Here is a 16,487-nt window from a genome sequence, read left to right as displayed (position 1 = left end):
CATGACTGTGACTGTCGACGTGACCGTTCTTGCCGACCTGCTGCGCCGCGCGGCGAAGGCGGAGATCCTGCCGCGCTTCCGCCGGCTCCGCCAGGATGAGGTGCGCGCCAAGAGCGAGGCGACCGATCTCGTCACCGAGGCCGACGAGCAGGCCGAGCGGATGATCAAGACGGAAGCCGCACAGCTCTGGCCGGAGGCGCTGTTCGTCGGCGAGGAATCGGTCGCGGCCGACCCGGCGCTGCTCGGCAGGCTTGCCGATGCTGATCTGGCGATCGTCGTCGATCCGGTCGACGGCACGTTCAATTTCGCCTCCGGCATCCCGGCCTTCGGCGTCATGGCCGCCGTCATATCAGGCGGCGAGACCATTGCCGGCATCATCTACGATCCGATGGGCGACGACTGGGTGATGGCGGAAAAGGGCAGCGGCGCCTGGCTGCGCCGGCCGGATGGCGAGGCGCAGCGGCTGCGCGTGGCCGAGCCTGTCGCGCTGGCGCAGATGGTCGGCATGGCCTCGACCGGTTACCTGCCGCAGGAGAAGCGGGCCGATGTGCTCGGCAATCTCGCCAAAGTGCGCTTCCTCACCAATTACCGCTGTGCCGCTCACGAATACCGCACCTTTGCCGGCGGCCATGTGCATTACCTGATGTACAACAAGCTGATGCCCTGGGATCACCTGGCCGGCACGCTGATCTCGCAGGAGGCAGGTGCCCATGCGGCGCGTCTCGACGGCTCGCCCTACCTGCCGCATCATCTTGATGGTGGGCTGCTGATTGCCCCTGACAAGGCCTCGTGGGAGGTGCTGCGGCGTGAGGTGTTCACCGTCTGAAGGCATGAAATGTCCGCTGCGGCATTCGTTCTACTTGCCGAAAATTATCCATAGAGCTTCTCCATGAGGAAGTTCTCCAGGCTTTGGCCGCGTTTCGCGACGATCTGCTTTGTAACCACCCAGAAGCCTTTGCGCTCGAAGAACGGTCTGGCCGTTCGGCTGGCTTCCGTGTAGATTCGGCCAAAGCCGAGCCTCAGCGCTTCATCCTCGACCCTTCTCAACAGACGGCTTGCGATGCCGAGCCCCTGAAAGTCGGGGTGCACGAACATCATGTCCAGGCAGCCGTCGCCAGTCAGATCCGAAAATCCTGCCGGCTTTCCGTCAAATTCCGCGATCCAGGCAGGCCTGCTGATCCTTCGCTCCGCCCATTGGCTGCAGTCTTCCACCTTTGCCCAGGCCTCGATCTCAGCCGGTGAATAGTCCTTCGACGAGACTTCTCGAATGGCGCGCAGGAAAATGTCAATTGTAGCGTCCACGTCGCCTGGCGTGTAGGGCCTGATCAGAATTCGGTCGTTCACTGGGATGCCTTCGCGCACTGCCGCCAATCGTTTTCGGTGTCAGAAGTGGGCAGCACCTGGATCCAGCTGCGGGCTATCTCCAGGATGCGTGAAGAGTTTGCCGTTCTCCGCCCAGAGCGTGGCCGCGATCGTGACTGCGCCAAAGAGCGCGAAGCCGCCGAAGAGCGGTTGCACCGTGCCGTTGAACATCTGGCCGACCAGGCCGCCGAGGATGGCGCCTGCTGTCGTCGAGACGAAGCCAGTGATCGCGGTGGCGGTGCCGGCGAGATTGCCCATCGGCTCGAGGCTGATGGCGGTGAAATTGGTGGCGATCACGGCAAACATCATCAGCACGATAGTAAAGATGCCGTAGGCGATGGCGAAATCCGGCTTGCCGGCCAGCGAATAGAAGAAGCCTGCGGCCGAGAGCGCCGTGAAGATCAGCAGGGCGGCGTGCGAGATGCGGCGCATGCCGAATTTGCGGACGAAGAATCCGTTGGCGAAATTGGCCACAGCGATGCCGCCGGCGGTCGCGGCAAAAGCAATTGGCAGCCAGTCGCCAAGGCCATAAACCTCGCCGAACACCTGCTGCACCGAGATCACGTAAGCGCTGATGACGCCGGTAAACATGGTGAGACCGATCATGTAGCCGCAGGTGATGCGGTTGGTGAGCACGGTCTTGAAGCCGTCGACGACAGAGCCAACCGACAGCGGCAACCGCTCTTCCGGCGGCAGCGATTCTTTCAGCCGCAGAAAAGCCCAGACGAACAGGATCATGGCGATGATGCCGAGCAGGATGAAGATCCAGTGCCAATTGGCGTAGAGGATGATGAGTTGGCCGACGGATGGGGCAACGATCGGCACGATCATGAAGACGATCATCACATAGGACATGACACGGGCCATCTCGCGGCCGCCGAAGCAGTCGCGCACCATGGCCATGGTGGTGATGCGCACGGCCGCACCGCCGATACCCTGGACGAAACGCATGATGAGCAGCATTTCGAAGCTGCCTGTCGCTGCGGCGGCCAGCATTCCGAAGACGTAGCAAACCAGGCCGCCGAGCAGGATGTTTCGGCGGCCGAACGTATCCGAAAGGCTGCCGAAGAATATCTGCGAGACGCCGAAGCCCAGGAAGAACACGCCGATGATCAGCTGCGCGTCGTTGGGATTGGTGACGCCGAGGGAATGGCCGATATTGGGCAATGCCGGCAGCATGCTGTCGATCGCCATGGCGACGCTGGCGGTCATGAGGGCGATGGTGACCACGAATTCGCCAAAGCCCATCCCGATGCGGCGGGAGCCCTGGTTTTCCTGGTGCGGCTTATGCGGCAGCGTCATGTGGTGAAATCCCGGATGCGGAGGAGGCCGGCCGTTCAGACGGCCGGGTTCTGCTGTTGGAAGAGGCGGCCCTTCTCGGCGATCAGCACGAAGACGAGGCCGATGATCGACACGAAAAAGTAACCCGCGACCATCGGCAATGCGGTGCCGTCGAAGGCCTGACCGATGCCGGCACCGATCAGGGCGCCGCCGACCGTGCTCATGAAACCGAGCACGGAGGAGGCGGTGCCGGCGACGTGGCCGAGCGGCTCCATGGCGAGCGAATTGAAGTTCGAGCCGATCCAGCCGAACTGGAACATGGCAAGGCCGAAGAAGGAGATGAACAGAGCAAAGGGCATCGGCTCGGAACTCACCATCTGGACGATCAGCCAGATGGTGTTGATGGCGATGAAGCCGATGAGCGAGCCGTGCGACAGGCGGCGCATGCCGAGTTTGCCGACGAAGCGCGAATTGAAGAAGGACGACAGCGACATGAAGATCGCCACGCCGGCGAAGGCGAAGGGGAAATAGACGCCGAGATCGTAAATGCCGACATAGACTTGCTGGGCGGAATTGATGAAGCCGAACAGCGCGCCGAAGATGAAGGTGCTGGCGATGGTGTAGCAAAGCGCCGTGCGATTGGTCAGCACCAGCTTGAAGGCGCCGAAGATCGAGCGGGCGGTGAAGGGGCGGACATTGGTGGGGTGCAGGGTTTCCGGCAGACGGAGATAGGCCCAGACGGCGATACCAGTCGCCATGGCGGCGATGAAGAGGAAGATCAGATGCCAGTTGCCGAAGAACATGACGATCTGGCCGGTGCCGGGCGCAATCACCGGCACGATCATGAAGACCATCATGATCAGCGACATGACTTCGGCCATCTGCCGGCCGCCATAGATATCGCGGACAATGGAGACTGTGATGACGCGGGTTGCCGCCGAACCGACGCCCTGGACAAAGCGCAGGGCGAGCAAGCCGGCGAAGGTGGGGACGAAGACGATACTGATGGCGGAGAGAATGTAGATGACGAGACCGATCAAGAGCGGCGTACGGCGGCCGAAACGGTCAGACAGCGGCCCGTAGAACAGCTGGGCACAGCCGAAACCGAGCAGATAGGTGGAGACGACGAATTGGCGATGATTTTCGCTCTCGACGCCGAGGCTCGCGCCGATCTGCTGCAAGGCCGGCAGCATGATATCGATCGCCAGAGAGTTGACGGCCATCAGGAAGGCGGCGAGCGCGATAAATTCTCGCTTGCCCATGGGCAGGCGGCCCGCGGACACGGCTTGTGATGAATCTGTCACAATGAAATTCCCATAAACAGGCTAAGGCGCTGCTAGCCGCAGCGCCTCGGACTCAAGATTACAGATTTGGAAACCGGGCGGACGCCCGGTGACCGATCAGGCGGCGCCGCGCACGGTGATGCCGTTTTCCTGGAGATGCTGCTGCAACTCACCGGCCTGGAACATTTCCCGGACGATGTCACAGCCGCCGACGAACTCACCCTTTATGTAAAGCTGCGGGATCGTCGGCCAGTTGGAATATTCCTTGATACCTTGGCGGATCTCCGAATCGGCGAGCACGTTGACGCCTTTGTAGTCGACGCCGATGTAATCGAGCATCTGCACGACCTGCCCGGAGAAACCGCACTGCGGAAACTGCGGCGTGCCCTTCATGAAGAGGACGACGTCGTTGCTCTTGATTTCGTTGGCGATGAATTCGTTAATGCCGCTCATAGAACCAAATCCTTTCAACAGGCGGGTTAAAGGCCCGCCGTTTCAATCGTTGTCTTTAGATAGCATGCGGCAGCAGGAATTCCAGCCGCCCAAACCAAAAAAAGACCAATTATCGCAGGCCTCTCCGGGGCTGTTGCTGGCACGTTACGGTTGGTGGGTGAGATAAGCCTGAATCTGTTCGATTTCAGTATCGGTGAAATATTTGAAATCCCACTGCGAAACCTGGGTCATCACGCCGAGGTCACGGCCTCCGACACCCTTTCCGGTGCGCAGCAGGTTCTTGAAATCGGCAGCCGAATAGGATTGTGCCAGGGGCTTCAGCGCCGGGGCAAGAAAGGCTTCGGACTGTTTCGCCGTATCGAGATTGTGGCAGTGGCTGCAATCGGTCCTAAAGGCATATTCACCGATATCGGCCGGGCGCGTGGCGGCGGGGGCGATGACGGCAAGCACCAGATCTGCCTCGAAGGGGATCTTGTCGAGCGCCAGGCCCACTCGGCCGAGCGGCCCCCATTGTGTTCCTCCCGCCACGGCGTCGGGAAGTTGCTTCAGGGTGCGAAGCCAGGCGATAAGTGCTGCCATGTCGTCGTCAGTAATATTGGCGAAATTACCAGCCGGCATGATCAAGACGCCGGTGCCGTCCTTCTTGACGCCGTGGCGAATGAGACGCACGAGCTCGGCATCGCTGTACATGGGCACTAGGCGGGTCAGGTTCGGCGCGACGATGCGACCGACGCCGGGCTCGTCGATCAGCACGTTGCCGGCATCGTGATGGCAGCCGCCGCACATCAGCGTGCGGGCGCGGCGTTCGGCCTCTTCCGGGGACAGCGTCGTCTTGACGGCAAAATCGGAGGCCGCGATATCGTAGGTTCTGGAAAGGCGCATCTCCGACAGGGCGTAGACGCCGGCGACGGCGATGAGACAGATCGCGACAACGGCCGCGAGGACAATTTTCAAAATACGTTTCACTGGCTCAGGCCCCCCCAAAAAAATCTGCAAGATCGGTGCCCGCGAAGGCACCGGGCACTAAAGCACGTCGCATCAAACTTGATTCATGCGACGCGCTTTAGTCCTTTGTTTTTATGCATGTCGTTATCCCGGAACCGCTGCACACTTCCGGGCAACATGCATTAGCTGCTGCGCTGGCGGCTGCGGCCGGCGGCAGTGCGGCGCTTGCTCACCTGTTTGCGGGCGGGCTTGCGTGTCGTCGCCGTCTTGCGGGCGGTCGAGGCTGGCTTGCGCGCTGCAGCCGTCGTCGACGCGCCGCGCGTTTTACTCTTCTTGCGCTTCGTCGTGGCGCGGCCGGTGGTTTTCTTGAGGATTTCCTTCAGCACGCTATCGACGACGCCTGATATCAATTCTTTGACGAGATCGGCCACAAAACCCCTCCGTTCGTGGTGGAAACGACATGGGTGCTATTGAATTCCGGAAGAGTTCCGTTAGCAAGACGGCTTCGAGGCCGGAGCTGCTTTTTTGCCGATATCAGCGGCAAAGCAGCGAGGATCACAAGCAACATGCCGGCCATTCGCCCGGCCGGAAGGTGGAATGAAACTGATCGAAAAGCGGGTCGTCCTACACTTCGCCGGATTTGAGCCGCTTGACGGCGCCGCCCACAGGGCGCGTTACGAACGTTCTGCCAAGCAGAGTGCTGCCGTCTGGGGCTATTCAGTTGAGGTGGGGGCGCCCGCAGCGGGAAGCGATCCCCTCAGTTTCGAGGTCACGACGGGCAGCGGGGCAGCCGCTGACGCGGCGCCCGAGGCAGCCGCTGACGCGGCGCCTGAGGCAGCCGGCACGGCGCCCGAGGCAGCCGGCACGGCGCCCGAGGCAGGCACTGGTTCTCCTGGCTGGCAGACGAAGAGCTGGATCCACATGGTCGATCACGACGCGCTGGTAAGCCGGCTGCGCGGCGGCAATACGCTGAGCCAGATCATTACGGGTTTCCGCAGTTGCGCCCAGATCATATTGGAAGGCGGCATGCGGGGATATTTCCGCCATGCCTGGCGCTTCGGCCTATTCTTCCTCTTTCCGTTCATGCTGACGGCGCTGGCGATTGCGCTGACGGTGCAAATCGCTGTGCTGCCCTATGGTCTCGGCTTTTCGCCGTGGCACATGCTGTGGAGCGGGCCGCTCGCGCTCTGCTTCTTCATCTTCGCCTTCCTGCCGTTTTCCGAACGCTTCCATACGCTGCATCTGTTTGCCGATTGGAAAATGGCGGTGGCGCTCGGCCGCATGGACCGGACGGATTTCAACGACTGGCTGGAAGACCGGGCGGCTGCCGTGCGCAAGGCGCTGGCGCAAGAGGCGGACGAATATGTGATCTCCTCGCACAGCATGGGGTCGAACGTCGCCGCCCATGTCATCGGCATATTGCTGGAAAGGGAGCCGGAGATCTTCAAGGGCAAGCGCGTGGTGTTTGCGACCCTCGGCAGCGCCATCCTGCAATGCGCGCTGCTGTCATCGGCAACGCAGCTGCGTGCCCGCGTCGGGCTGATTGCCCGGTGCGAGGACATTTCCTGGCTCGACGTGCAGTGTCTGACGGACTCGATCAATTTCTACAAGGTGCCCGTCGTTTCCGTGTGTGGCCATGGGGATGCACCTGAGGCAAAAATGATCCTGATCCGCGTCAAGCAGATGCTGACGCGCAAACACTATCGCAAGATCCGCAAGGACCAGCTGCGCGTCCACCGGCAATATGTGCTCGGGCCGGACCTGAAGGCGCCCTTCGATTTCACGCTGATGACATCAGGGCCGATGCCGGCATCGGTCTTCGCCAGCCCCGATGAAAAGCGAATGCCCGGCTGAGCGCCCCAACCCCGTCGCAAATCCCTGTCGCGAAACTCCCACTTTTGCGAGCGGTTTCTTGCGACATTGACAGGAAAGTTCAGTGCCGGCCGTTTGTCGCGGAAGTTAGAAATCTTGCGACAAACAAGTGCGAACAAGCTTCATACCCCTTGCTCAAAGCGCGTGCCCAGTCAAAAAAAGGTAGCCGTATGGATATCTATCTTGACCGATCCATCAGCTCTCCGTAAAGATAGCCATATGGATACCTATGAAGTGAGCTTCCCGAAGATTTTCGGGGCTTTGTCCGACCCGACCCGGCTCGCAGTCGTCGAAAGGCTCTTGGATGGACCTGCCTCGGTGACCGATCTGTCGCGGCCGTTCGATATGGCAGGCCCCTCGTTCCTGAAGCACCTCCGCGTACTCGAAAACGCGGGCGTCATCGCGTCAAGCAAATCCGGGCGAGTGAGAACGGTTAGCCTCGTACCAGACTCGCTGATGCGGGTGGAACATTGGGTCCGTCAACACCGCGCCCGGCTTGAGGAACGTTTCGACAGACTTGGCAACTTCCTAAATCAGGAGCAGTAAAGTGACAAAAACAGAACAAGAGCACAGATCGATTACCATCGAACGCGTTTTTTCCAATTGCGTGGATCACGTCTGGGCGGCGTGGGCGATTCCCGAAAAGAAGAAAGTATGGTTCGGTGAAGGACTGGCGGAATGCGACTTTCGCGAGGGAGGAGCCGAGCGCAGCAGCTTTGTCACGGACATGGGAACCCACACCAACCAGACGCACTATTTCGAGATCAAGGAATCCAAGAGGATTGTGTTTGCCTATTCGATGGCCCTCAATGGTCGTATCCATACGGTGTCGCTGGCGACCGTGCTGTTCTCCGACCATGGCGGCGGGACGAAGCTGACTTACGTGGAACAGTTATGCGTCATCCCGCCGAGCGACGGCGCTGAAGGGCGAGAACACGGCTGGAGAGCGCTGCTGGATGGGCTGGAGAGCTATTTAGCCGGTGATATTCAAGACAGGCGTAGCAAAATTTCCAATTAAGGCGGCAGTTTTGCGACTGGATTTTGCGACGTCGCGAAAACAAGCATTCCGCGACGGGTGAGTGCGCAGAGTGCTTCATGAAGATTTTTCCAGCAAGATAAACCACGCGAAACGTTCACGCCGCACGGGATTCGGCATTAATATCTACTTGGATGCCACATTTAAGTTAGGGGTTAGACCCAAGCGCCAGGCGTCGTTTATCCACAGGACGAGCCTATTCCGGCGCGGAGGTCTGCAGCGCCAGCGCGTGCAACACGCCGCCCATATTGCCCTTCAGCGCCTCGTAGACCATCTGGTGCTGCTGCACGCGGCTCTTGCCGCGGAAGACTTCGGCGACGACTTCGGCGGCGTAATGATCGCCGTCGCCCGCCAGATCGCGGATCGTCACCTTGGCACCGGGAATCCCAGCCTTGATCATGTCTTCGATATCGCCGGGTTTCATGGCCATGATCGTTACTCCTTGCGCATCATTCCGCGGCGAGTTCGCCGCGGCCTTCCATGAAATCAGGGAACCACGATTCATGGGCATCGCGCAATTGCTGAATCGGCAGCGCGATCAGATCGCCGACGACGAGCGCCGTCCCGCCGACCGTGCCGAGGCGGCGGAAAGGAACGCCGGCGCCTTCTGCATTGGCGCAGACGAAATTTGCCACGTCGGCAGGCACCGTCAAGATGTAGCGAGCCTGGTCTTCGCCGAAGAGCAGCGCATGCGGCGCGCCTTTGCCTTCGTCGAGATCGATCATCAGGCCCTTGTTCGATGCCATGGCCATTTCGGCGAGCGCCACAGCAAGGCCGCCCGACGAAATATCGTGGCAGGCGGTCGCCTGGCCGTTGCGGATGACGGAGCGGACAAAATCGCCGTTGCGCCGCTCGGCAAACAGATCCACTTCGGGTGCCGGACCTTCGCGGCTGGCGAGCACATCGCGGAGGTAGACCGACTGGCCGAGGTGGCTGCCGTCGACGCCGATCATGATCACCTTGTCGCCGTCATTGGCGGAGCCGATGCGGGTCATCTGGCGCCAATCCGGCAGCAGGCCGACGCCCGCAATTGTCGGGGTCGGCAGGATGGCGACGCCGTTGGTCTCGTTGTAGAGCGAGACGTTACCTGAGACGATCGGGAAGTCGAGCGCGCGGCAGGCTTCGCCAATGCCCTTCACCGCTTCGACGAACTGGCCCATGATTTCGGGCTTTTCGGGGTTGCCAAAATTGAGATTGTCGGTGGCGGCGAGCGGCTCGGCACCCGTCGCGGTGATGTTGCGCCAGCACTCGGCGACTGCCTGCTTGCCGCCTTCGAAGGGATCGGCCTCGACATAACGCGGGGTGACGTCGGAGGAGAAGGCGAGCGCCTTGCTCGGGTGGCCGTCGACGCGCACGACACCGGCATCGCCGCCCGGAAGCTGCAGCGAATTGCCCTGGATCAGCGTGTCGTACTGCTCGTAGACCCAGCGGCGGCTCGACTGATTGGCGGAGCCGACAAGCTGGAGCAGCGCCTGGCCGTAATCCTCAGGGGCTGCGACGAGATTAGCGGGCAGGGGAGCCTGCTTGCCGGATTCGCGCCAGGGGCGGTCATATTCCGGCGCCTGGTCGCCGAGATCCTTGATCGGCAGATTGGCGACTTCCTCGCCCTGATGCATGACGCGGAAGCGCAGGTCGTCTGTCGTTTTACCGACGATGGCAAAGTCGAGGCCCCATTTGACAAAGATCGCCTTGGCTTCCGCTTCCTTCTCCGGCTGTAGCACCATGAGCATGCGCTCCTGGCTTTCCGACAGCATCATCTCGTAGGCGGTCATCATCTCTTCGCGCACCGGCACCTTGTCGAGCTCGAGCAGGATGCCGAGATCGCCCTTGGCGCCCATTTCGACGGCCGAGCAGGTGAGGCCGGCCGCACCCATGTCCTGGATGGCGATGACCGCGCCGGTCTGCATCAGCTCAAGGCAGGCTTCGAGCAGGCACTTTTCGGTGAAGGGGTCGCCGACCTGAACGGTCGGGCGCTTTTCCTCGATCGATTCGTCGAATTCGGCCGATGCCATCGTCGCGCCGCCGACGCCGTCGCGGCCGGTCTTGGCGCCGAGATAGACGACCGGAAGGCCGACGCCCTTGGCCTCGGACAGGAAAATGGCGTTGGATTTGGCGATGCCGGCGGCAAAGGCGTTGACGAGGATGTTACCGTTATAGCGGGCATCGAACTCGACTTCGCCGCCGACGGTCGGCACGCCGAAGGAATTGCCGTAGCCGCCGACGCCGGAGACGACGCCGGAGACCAGATGGCGGGTCTTCGGGTGATCCGGCTCGCCGAAGCGCAACGCGTTCATGGCGGCGATCGGGCGCGCACCCATGGTGAAGACGTCGCGCAGGATGCCGCCAACGCCGGTCGCGGCCCCCTGATAGGGTTCGATATAGGAGGGGTGGTTGTGGCTCTCCATCTTGAAGACGACGCAATCGCCATCATCGATATCGACCACGCCGGCATTTTCGCCCGGGCCCTGGATGACGCGCGGCCCCGTGGTCGGCAACGTGCGCAGCCACTTCTTCGAGGATTTGTAGGAGCAGTGCTCATTCCACATGGCCGAGAAGATACCGAGTTCGGTAAAAGTCGGTTCGCGGCCGATCAGATCGAGAATGCGCTGGTACTCGTCCGGTTTCAGGCCATGGCTTGCAATGAGTTCCGGCGTGATCGGCATGGTGTTTGGAATGGTCATGAGCGGAAAGTCCCTGGCGCGTTTTGCGCTGTCTTTAGCTTATGTAGCGGCGACGCGCGACAGAAAAAAGCTTGCCGTCAACAGAGGGCGGGCAGGCTTTTCCCACAAGGGGTCAAACCAGTCAGAACTTGTAGCCGACCTGCCGGCCGGCGCGTGTCACGCCGTCGTTCGGGCCGTCGCAGAGATTGGCATGCGAGGAGTGGGCGATCTGGGCCATCAGGTTCCAGTGAGGATTGAAACGGTAGCCGGCGCCGGCATATTCGCGGAACAGAACGCGACAGCCGAGTTCCGGGCCATCGCCATTGCCCTTGAGATCGCCGTATGGATAACGCCGCCGAAGCCGGCTTCTGCAAAGAGCTTCTCGTTGAAATTGACCGTCCAGGCGAAACCTGTGAAGAATTGGGGGACCTCGCCCGACGTGCCGATCGAGGTGCCGAGATGGACACGGGGGTGTAACAACTGCTGCTGCCAGCCGACGGCCGTGTCAGATCCGAAAGGATCGAAGAGAGCGGTAATCTCAGGAAAGACGCCGTCTTCCCTGGAATGGCCCGATTGCACCGAGGTCGAAACCCCAAAACGCAGTTCATCGAATATCTGCTCGCCGGCATTTGCCGAACCTGCCATCAAGGTTCGGGTTACCGCTGCTGCTGACGCGGCACTCAAAAAACCAACGCGATTCTTCCGAAGCCGACCCTCATATCCTGTCCTTTGATTCGCGTTAGGCGCGAATAACAAAGAGGTAACATGGAGGTTGAGTCAGTGAAGCGCTGTGAACAGGCTCTGGCGTTTTTCTAAATTATGACGTGTATCTGCAACACGTCATATTTCACCGTCATAGGCGGAACCGCCATTTTCCAGCAGCCGGCGCAGGATCATCAGGCCGGAGATCAGTTCCTGCCCCGTCTTCGGCGAGGAAAAACCGATGCGAACGCGATGATAGGATTTCTCCCCGCGGGCTGCCTTGAACTCGTCCTCGTCGTCGACGAGCACGCCGTCTCGGAAGGCGGCATTCTTGAAGGTGCCCGACATCCAGGGCTCCGGCAATTTCAGCCAGAGGAAGGGCGCGTGCAGGTGCGACGTGAAATCGAAGCCCTGCAATTGCTCCCGGGCAAGCCGGACGCGCCGGGAGAGTTCCTCGACGCTCTGCTTGCGGATCTCGTGGGCGATACCGCTTTCAACGAGGCGCGCGCAGGTCTCCGCCAGGATGAAGGGCAGACCACCGGTGATCATCTTGTGCGTCACCCGGATGCGCTGGGCAAAATGTGGCGGGCATGCGACCCAGCCGCCGCGCACACCAGCGGCCACCGATTTCGACAAGCCGTTGACGAGGAACGTTCGATCGGGGGCAAGCGAGGCGAGCAGTGGCGTCTCATCGTCGGCCATGCCGCCGTAGAGATCGTCTTCGATCAGCCAAACGCCGTGTTTCCTGGCGATTGCGGCGATTGCCGCGCGCCGCTCGTAGGGCATGATCGCCACGGTGGGATTGTGGACGGTCGGCATCAGGAAGGCGATCTTCGGATGCTGCTGCTGGCAGAGCCGCTCGAAATCGTCCGGGATCACGCCGAGTTCATCGGACTCGACAGTCAGCGTGCGGCGGCCGAGAAGGCGGGCGCTGCGGCTGACCTGGGTGTAAGTGAGATCCTCAAAGACGATCTTGTCGCCCGGCGCCGAGACGGCGGCGATGACGGCGATCGCCGCCGCATGAGCGCCGAGTGTCGGCACGATGTTTTCGGCCTCCGGCGTCCAGCCGCCGCGGGCAAGCCAGAGGCGGCCGGCTTCAAACCAGTTGCGCGGAAAAGTGCGGGAATAGGATGAAATCTCGGCGAGATGCTGCTCACCGATTTCGGCGAGGATGCCGGATATGATCTTTCCCTGGCCAAGGTCCGGGGCGGCAGTGGTATCAAAGCGGATCTTGTCTGCAGGCGCGTCCTGGACGCGGGTGCCGCCAAGCGAGACAGTCAGCGGGTCGGTCTGTTCCCCAGGCTGGGTTTCTGAACGGTTCAGCACATAAGTGCCGCGCCCGACCTCGCCTGCGACCAGGCCGCGCTCGTGCACCAATGCATAGGCGCGGCCGATCGTGCCGATGGTCACCCCGATATCGTAAGCGAGGTTGCGTTGCGGCGGCAATTTGCTGCCGGCGGGCAGGGCGCCGCTGGCGATGGCAGTTTCGATGCTGTCGGCAAGCCGGAGATAGACCGGACCGGAACCGCGGGAGAGATCGGGAAGCCAATTTGTCATGGTGACAATTACCTATATTGTCACATTGTCCCTGTCAAGATTAAGAGTCAATTCCAACGGACAACCGAGAGGATTTCTGGAATGTCTGCCTTGCTTGAGATCAAAATGCCGATTGTACCGATTGTCTCTTACGACGATAGGAGACAGATCGTCCTGCCCGACGCGCCTGCCGAGGCGACGACACGTTTGGGGCGGATCTGGGCGGCGATTCTTTTTTGGAATCAGAAGCGGGAAGGCCGCCGGGCACTGAGAAATCTGACGGCGAGCGAACTCAAGGATATCGGCGTGTCGCAGTCCGATGCCGCGCGCGAAGTCGGCAAGTCGTTCTTCTGGGATTGATCGAGCCTGGGCGCTGATCGCAGCGGTCAGCTGCAGGCCTTATTGCCACCGGACCAGCGATTGACGTCGGCGGCGATACGGCCGGCGACCGGCTCCGACATCATCGGACCGAAGGCCTGGAGGCGCGACGGGCTTCCCTCGGCCTGAACGACGAGCAGCGGCCGGCTTTCCGGGCTGCCCTTGTGGACGACCAGAATGCGCGGGCGGCCGGAGAAGGAATTAAGTTCCGGCGCAAGCTTGTACGCAGCAAAAGCCGGATCGCCCGACTTGAACCAGCAGGCATTGGCGGCGAGCGCAACGCGTTCCATCGTCGGCAGCGCGGCGCGGTTCGGACCCGTCGTCGGCGCCGGCGTCTGGCAGGCTGCGACCATGGCTGCGAGAGTGGCGAGCAGGGCAGCGTTAGCGACAGAATGGCGAGGGCGCATCGATCTTGCTCCGGATCCGGATAAAAGGATTTTGAATTCAAAGTGCCACAGCGATGTTCGCGTATCTGAAAAGAGGCGCGGCGCTGTAGATCAGGCGGCGATGACGTCGAGCGCCGAGGCGAAGAGGCCGCGGCCGTCCGAACCGCCATGGGCGGCTTCGATCAGGTTCTCGGGATGCGGCATCATGCCGAGAACGTTGCCCTTTTCGTTCATGACCGCGGCGATGTCGCTGATCGAGCCATTCGGATTGGTGCCCTCGGCATAACGGAAGACCACCTGACCATTGCCTTCGATCTGAGCCAGCGTTGCTTCGTCGGCGAAGTAATTACCGTCGTGATGAGCGACCGGGCAGCGGATGACCTGGCCTTGCGCGTAAGCACGGGTGAAATCCGTCTCGGCATTGACGACTTCGAGTTTGATCTCGCGGCAGACGAATTTCAGCGAGGCATTGCGCATCAGCGCGCCAGGCAGCAGGCCGGCCTCGACGAGGATCTGGAAGCCGTTGCAGACGCCGAGCACCTTCACGCCCTTTGCCGCCTTGTCGATGATTGCCTGCATGACCGGCATGCGGGCCGCGATAGCGCCGCAGCGCAGGTAATCGCCATAGGAGAAGCCGCCGGGGATAACGATCAGGTCGACATCGGGGATCTCAGTCTCCGTCTGCCAGATCGTCACCGGGGGCTTCCCGGAAATCTTGGTCAAGGCGGCGATCATATCGCGGTCGCGGTTGAGGCCCGGAAGTTGAACGACGGCTGATTTCATGGGGTCCCCGCGTCTGGCGAAAGATATTGAACTGGAACGCTTTCGGCGAGCCATACCCCATTGTCGGAGACAAAGAAAGAATGGCCTTCTGAAAACATGCGGGCCGCGTCCACACGCAGGATGACATACTCACCCTTGCGGCGCATTGCGACGATTTTCGCGGTTTCGACATCCGCCGACAGATGAACGTGGTGCCGCTGCATCTTCTTCAAGCCTTCGCGCTCGATCGCCTGCCAGTTCGTCAGAGACGTGCCATGATAAAGTGCTGCGGGCGGTTCCACCGGGTTCAAGGCGAGATCGACCTCGACGCTATGACCCTGATTGGCGCGAATTCTGTTATCGGCGAGGGTGAAGCGCTTCTTCGGATTGTTTTCGACGATCTCGACAATATCGGCGCGGGAAACATCGTATTTCGATGCCACCGCTTTTTCGAGCGCATCGAGCGACACCCAGCCTTCGGCATCGAGCGTCAAACCCGCGGCATCAGGCGCATGACGCAAAACATAGCTCATAAATTTCGAGACTTCCGTCTCCAGCTTTGTTTTCGTCATGACGCCAAATCCTCAAAGTCCGCCGGACCACGGGTCTGTGATCGTCAGTCGATCGCGATCGCGTAGTTCTCGATTACCGTGTTGGCGAGCAGTTTTTCGCACATGGCCTTGAGGTCGGCCTCTGCCTTGGCCTTGTCGGCGCTTTCCAGCTCCAGGTCGAAGACCTTGCCCTGTCTTACATGGCCGACGCCCGAGAAGCCGAGGGCACCAAGCGCGCCTTCGATTGCCTTCCCCTGCGGATCGAGAACGCCGTTTTTCAGCGTGACGGTGACACGAGCCTTGATCACTTTGTCTTCCCTGCCTTACTTGACCAGAACCGGGCCGGTGCCGCGCACAGGCTCGTTTTCATTGATGATGCCGAGACGGCGGGCAACTTCGGAATAGGCTTCGAGCAGCCCGCCGAGATCGCGGCGGAAACGATCCTTATCCATCTTCTCGTGGGTCTCGATATCCCAGAGCCGGCAGCTGTCCGGCGAGATTTCGTCGGCAAGGATGATGCGCATCATATCGCCTTCGAAGAGGCGGCCGCATTCGATCTTGAAGTCGACGAGCTGGATGCCGACGCCGAGGAAGAGGCCGGTCATGAAGTCGTTGACGCGGATGGCCAACGCCATGATGTCGTCGAGCTCGGCCGGATTGGCCCAGCCGAAGGCGGTGATGTGCTCTTCGGAGACCATCGGATCGTCAAGCGCGTCTGATTTGTAATAGAATTCGATGATCGAGCGCGGCAGTACCACGCCTTCATCGATCCCGAGGCGCTTGGCGAGCGAACCGGCGGCGACGTTGCGCACGACGATCTCCAGCGGGATCATCTCTACTTCCTTGATCAGCTGCTCGCGCATGTTGAGCCGGCGGATGAAATGAGTAGGGATGCCGATCTTGTTCAGATGGCTGAAGATATATTCGCAGATGCGGTTATTGAGGACGCCCTTGCCATCGATGACTTCGTGTTTCTTCTTGTTGAAGGCGGTGGCATCGTCCTTGAAGAACTGGATCAAAGTGCCCGGTTCCGGGCCCTCATACAAGATCTTTGCCTTGCCCTCGTAGATACGGCGGCGACGGTTCATCGTGGTCATTCTCTATTGTTGGCGCTCTTGGGATAGCGCGAGTGGATCGATCTCGTGGCGTCCCCTTAAAGGAAAAGAGTGTGTTTCACAATCCGCCTGTCCCTCCTTCGCCGGTTTCGGGATTTCTGGCCCCGGTTTCCGGATTTCGTGGTTCCGGCTTCCGGATTTTACGAAATACCGCCAAGAGAATCG

General features: G+C 60.8%; 19 protein-coding genes and 1 pseudogene. 5 read left to right on the top strand and 15 right to left on the bottom strand.

Translation table 11 applies throughout. The annotated features are described in order from the left end of the window. Position 1 precedes the first annotated feature (1 nt). Positions 2 to 826: an inositol monophosphatase family protein gene (locus tag J3O30_RS12405; RefSeq protein ID WP_207580637.1), complete on the top strand. Its 825-nt coding sequence runs from the start codon at positions 2 to 4 to the stop codon at positions 824 to 826. Positions 827 to 870: 44 nt separating this feature from the next. Here J3O30_RS12405 and J3O30_RS12400 read toward each other — a convergent pair whose 3' ends face one another. The 6 genes from J3O30_RS12400 to J3O30_RS12375 all read right to left on the bottom strand — a co-directional run bounded on the left by J3O30_RS12400 (position 871) and on the right by J3O30_RS12375 (position 5,755). Then, a complete protein-coding gene (locus J3O30_RS12400; protein WP_207580636.1) occupies positions 871 to 1,344 on the bottom strand; it encodes a GNAT family N-acetyltransferase in 474 nt (157 codons plus the stop codon). A gap of 39 nt (positions 1,345 to 1,383) precedes the next feature. After that, entirely contained in the window at positions 1,384 to 2,664 is a 1,281-nt protein-coding gene (locus J3O30_RS12395) for a multidrug effflux MFS transporter (RefSeq protein WP_207580635.1), read from the bottom strand. Positions 2,665 to 2,699: 35 nt separating this feature from the next. Then, positions 2,700 to 3,905: a multidrug effflux MFS transporter gene (locus J3O30_RS12390; RefSeq protein ID WP_207584316.1), complete on the bottom strand. Its 1,206-nt coding sequence runs from the start codon at positions 3,903 to 3,905 to the stop codon at positions 2,700 to 2,702. 138 nt (positions 3,906 to 4,043) lie between these two features. Next, positions 4,044 to 4,379 (bottom strand): Grx4 family monothiol glutaredoxin, encoded by a 336-nt coding sequence (gene grxD, locus J3O30_RS12385; protein WP_207580634.1) that lies wholly within the window; start codon positions 4,377 to 4,379, stop codon positions 4,044 to 4,046. A gap of 144 nt (positions 4,380 to 4,523) precedes the next feature. Further along, entirely contained in the window at positions 4,524 to 5,345 is an 822-nt protein-coding gene (locus J3O30_RS12380; RefSeq protein WP_207580633.1) for a c-type cytochrome, read from the bottom strand. Between the two features lie 161 nt (positions 5,346 to 5,506). Continuing rightward, positions 5,507 to 5,755 carry a hypothetical protein gene (locus J3O30_RS12375; RefSeq protein WP_207580632.1) on the bottom strand — a complete coding sequence of 83 codons (249 nt, stop codon included), beginning with the start codon at positions 5,753 to 5,755 and terminating at the stop codon, positions 5,507 to 5,509. Between the two features lie 166 nt (positions 5,756 to 5,921). Between J3O30_RS12375 and J3O30_RS12370 the strand changes: the two genes are divergently transcribed. The 3 genes from J3O30_RS12370 to J3O30_RS12360 all read left to right on the top strand — a co-directional run bounded on the left by J3O30_RS12370 (position 5,922) and on the right by J3O30_RS12360 (position 8,214). After that, positions 5,922 to 7,178 carry a hypothetical protein gene (locus J3O30_RS12370; RefSeq protein WP_207580631.1) on the top strand — a complete coding sequence of 419 codons (1,257 nt, stop codon included), beginning with the start codon at positions 5,922 to 5,924 and terminating at the stop codon, positions 7,176 to 7,178. 237 nt (positions 7,179 to 7,415) lie between these two features. Next, positions 7,416 to 7,742 carry a metalloregulator ArsR/SmtB family transcription factor gene (locus J3O30_RS12365; RefSeq protein ID WP_246762665.1) on the top strand — a complete coding sequence of 109 codons (327 nt, stop codon included), beginning with the start codon at positions 7,416 to 7,418 and terminating at the stop codon, positions 7,740 to 7,742. A gap of 1 nt (position 7,743) precedes the next feature. After that, positions 7,744 to 8,214 (top strand): SRPBCC domain-containing protein, encoded by a 471-nt coding sequence (locus J3O30_RS12360; RefSeq protein ID WP_207580630.1) that lies wholly within the window; start codon positions 7,744 to 7,746, stop codon positions 8,212 to 8,214. A gap of 214 nt (positions 8,215 to 8,428) precedes the next feature. Here the strand turns inward: J3O30_RS12360 and J3O30_RS12355 are convergent, their stop codons facing one another. The 4 genes and pseudogenes from J3O30_RS12355 to J3O30_RS12340 all read right to left on the bottom strand — a co-directional run bounded on the left by J3O30_RS12355 (position 8,429) and on the right by J3O30_RS12340 (position 13,151). Continuing rightward, entirely contained in the window at positions 8,429 to 8,662 is a 234-nt protein-coding gene (locus J3O30_RS12355) for a BolA family transcriptional regulator (protein ID WP_003586236.1), read from the bottom strand. Between the two features lie 19 nt (positions 8,663 to 8,681). After that, entirely contained in the window at positions 8,682 to 10,913 is a 2,232-nt protein-coding gene (purL, locus tag J3O30_RS12350) for a phosphoribosylformylglycinamidine synthase subunit PurL (protein WP_207580629.1), read from the bottom strand. Positions 10,914 to 11,034: 121 nt separating this feature from the next. Continuing rightward, a pseudogene (locus J3O30_RS12345) lies at positions 11,035 to 11,611 on the bottom strand (acyloxyacyl hydrolase). Positions 11,612 to 11,732: 121 nt separating this feature from the next. Then, positions 11,733 to 13,151, bottom strand: a complete 1,419-nt coding sequence (locus J3O30_RS12340; RefSeq protein WP_207580628.1) for a PLP-dependent aminotransferase family protein — start codon at positions 13,149 to 13,151, stop codon at positions 11,733 to 11,735. Between the two features lie 81 nt (positions 13,152 to 13,232). Here J3O30_RS12340 and J3O30_RS12335 point away from each other — a divergent pair, with 81 nt between their 5' ends. Beyond that, positions 13,233 to 13,490, top strand: a complete 258-nt coding sequence (locus J3O30_RS12335) for a DUF1127 domain-containing protein (protein WP_207580627.1) — start codon at positions 13,233 to 13,235, stop codon at positions 13,488 to 13,490. Between the two features lie 26 nt (positions 13,491 to 13,516). Here J3O30_RS12335 and J3O30_RS12330 read toward each other — a convergent pair whose 3' ends face one another. The 5 genes from J3O30_RS12330 to purC form a co-directional block, all read right to left on the bottom strand. Beyond that, on the bottom strand, positions 13,517 to 13,915 hold the full coding sequence (locus tag J3O30_RS12330) for a hypothetical protein (protein ID WP_207580626.1): 399 nt from the start codon (positions 13,913 to 13,915) through the stop codon (positions 13,517 to 13,519). Between the two features lie 90 nt (positions 13,916 to 14,005). Further along, positions 14,006 to 14,677 (bottom strand): phosphoribosylformylglycinamidine synthase subunit PurQ, encoded by a 672-nt coding sequence (gene purQ, locus J3O30_RS12325; protein WP_207580625.1) that lies wholly within the window; start codon positions 14,675 to 14,677, stop codon positions 14,006 to 14,008. Beyond that, a complete protein-coding gene (locus J3O30_RS12320) occupies positions 14,674 to 15,228 on the bottom strand; it encodes an RNA 2'-phosphotransferase (protein WP_207580624.1) in 555 nt (184 codons plus the stop codon). The genes purQ and J3O30_RS12320 overlap by 4 nt, the downstream gene beginning before the upstream one ends. A gap of 44 nt (positions 15,229 to 15,272) precedes the next feature. Further along, positions 15,273 to 15,515: a phosphoribosylformylglycinamidine synthase subunit PurS gene (purS, locus tag J3O30_RS12315; protein ID WP_207580623.1), complete on the bottom strand. Its 243-nt coding sequence runs from the start codon at positions 15,513 to 15,515 to the stop codon at positions 15,273 to 15,275. A 15-nt stretch (positions 15,516 to 15,530) separates the two neighbouring features. Next, positions 15,531 to 16,295: a phosphoribosylaminoimidazolesuccinocarboxamide synthase gene (gene purC, locus J3O30_RS12310; RefSeq protein WP_003540062.1), complete on the bottom strand. Its 765-nt coding sequence runs from the start codon at positions 16,293 to 16,295 to the stop codon at positions 15,531 to 15,533. Positions 16,296 to 16,487: the final 192 nt, after the last annotated feature.

Source organism: Rhizobium sp. NZLR1, from assembly GCF_017357385.1.
Lineage (GTDB): Bacteria > Pseudomonadota > Alphaproteobacteria > Rhizobiales > Rhizobiaceae > Rhizobium.
The sequence above is the reverse complement of the archived record's forward strand: the minus strand, read 5'-3'. Positions and strand labels throughout refer to the sequence as shown.

Bases quoted from the DNA above. Each gene is read 5' to 3' on its own strand.
- J3O30_RS12405 (WP_207580637.1), top strand. From the start codon at position 2: ATGACTGTGACTGTCGACGTGACCGTTCTTGCCGACCTGCTGCGCCGC.
- J3O30_RS12395 (WP_207580635.1), bottom strand. From the start codon at position 2,664: ATGACGCTGCCGCATAAGCCGCACCAGGAAAACCAGGGCTCCCGCCGC.
- J3O30_RS12390 (WP_207584316.1), bottom strand. From the start codon at position 3,905: ATGGGCAAGCGAGAATTTATCGCGCTCGCCGCCTTCCTGATGGCCGTC.
- grxD (WP_207580634.1), bottom strand. From the start codon at position 4,379: ATGAGCGGCATTAACGAATTCATCGCCAACGAAATCAAGAGCAACGAC.
- J3O30_RS12370 (WP_207580631.1), top strand. From the start codon at position 5,922: ATGAAACTGATCGAAAAGCGGGTCGTCCTACACTTCGCCGGATTTGAG.
- J3O30_RS12365 (WP_246762665.1), top strand. From the start codon at position 7,416: ATGGATACCTATGAAGTGAGCTTCCCGAAGATTTTCGGGGCTTTGTCC.
- J3O30_RS12355 (WP_003586236.1), bottom strand. From the start codon at position 8,662: ATGGCCATGAAACCCGGCGATATCGAAGACATGATCAAGGCTGGGATT.
- purL (WP_207580629.1), bottom strand. From the start codon at position 10,913: ATGACCATTCCAAACACCATGCCGATCACGCCGGAACTCATTGCAAGC.
- J3O30_RS12340 (WP_207580628.1), bottom strand. From the start codon at position 13,151: ATGACAAATTGGCTTCCCGATCTCTCCCGCGGTTCCGGTCCGGTCTAT.
- J3O30_RS12335 (WP_207580627.1), top strand. From the start codon at position 13,233: ATGTCTGCCTTGCTTGAGATCAAAATGCCGATTGTACCGATTGTCTCT.
- J3O30_RS12330 (WP_207580626.1), bottom strand. From the start codon at position 13,915: ATGCGCCCTCGCCATTCTGTCGCTAACGCTGCCCTGCTCGCCACTCTC.
- purQ (WP_207580625.1), bottom strand. From the start codon at position 14,677: ATGAAATCAGCCGTCGTTCAACTTCCGGGCCTCAACCGCGACCGCGAT.
- J3O30_RS12320 (WP_207580624.1), bottom strand. From the start codon at position 15,228: ATGACGAAAACAAAGCTGGAGACGGAAGTCTCGAAATTTATGAGCTAT.
- purC (WP_003540062.1), bottom strand. From the start codon at position 16,295: ATGAACCGTCGCCGCCGTATCTACGAGGGCAAGGCAAAGATCTTGTAT.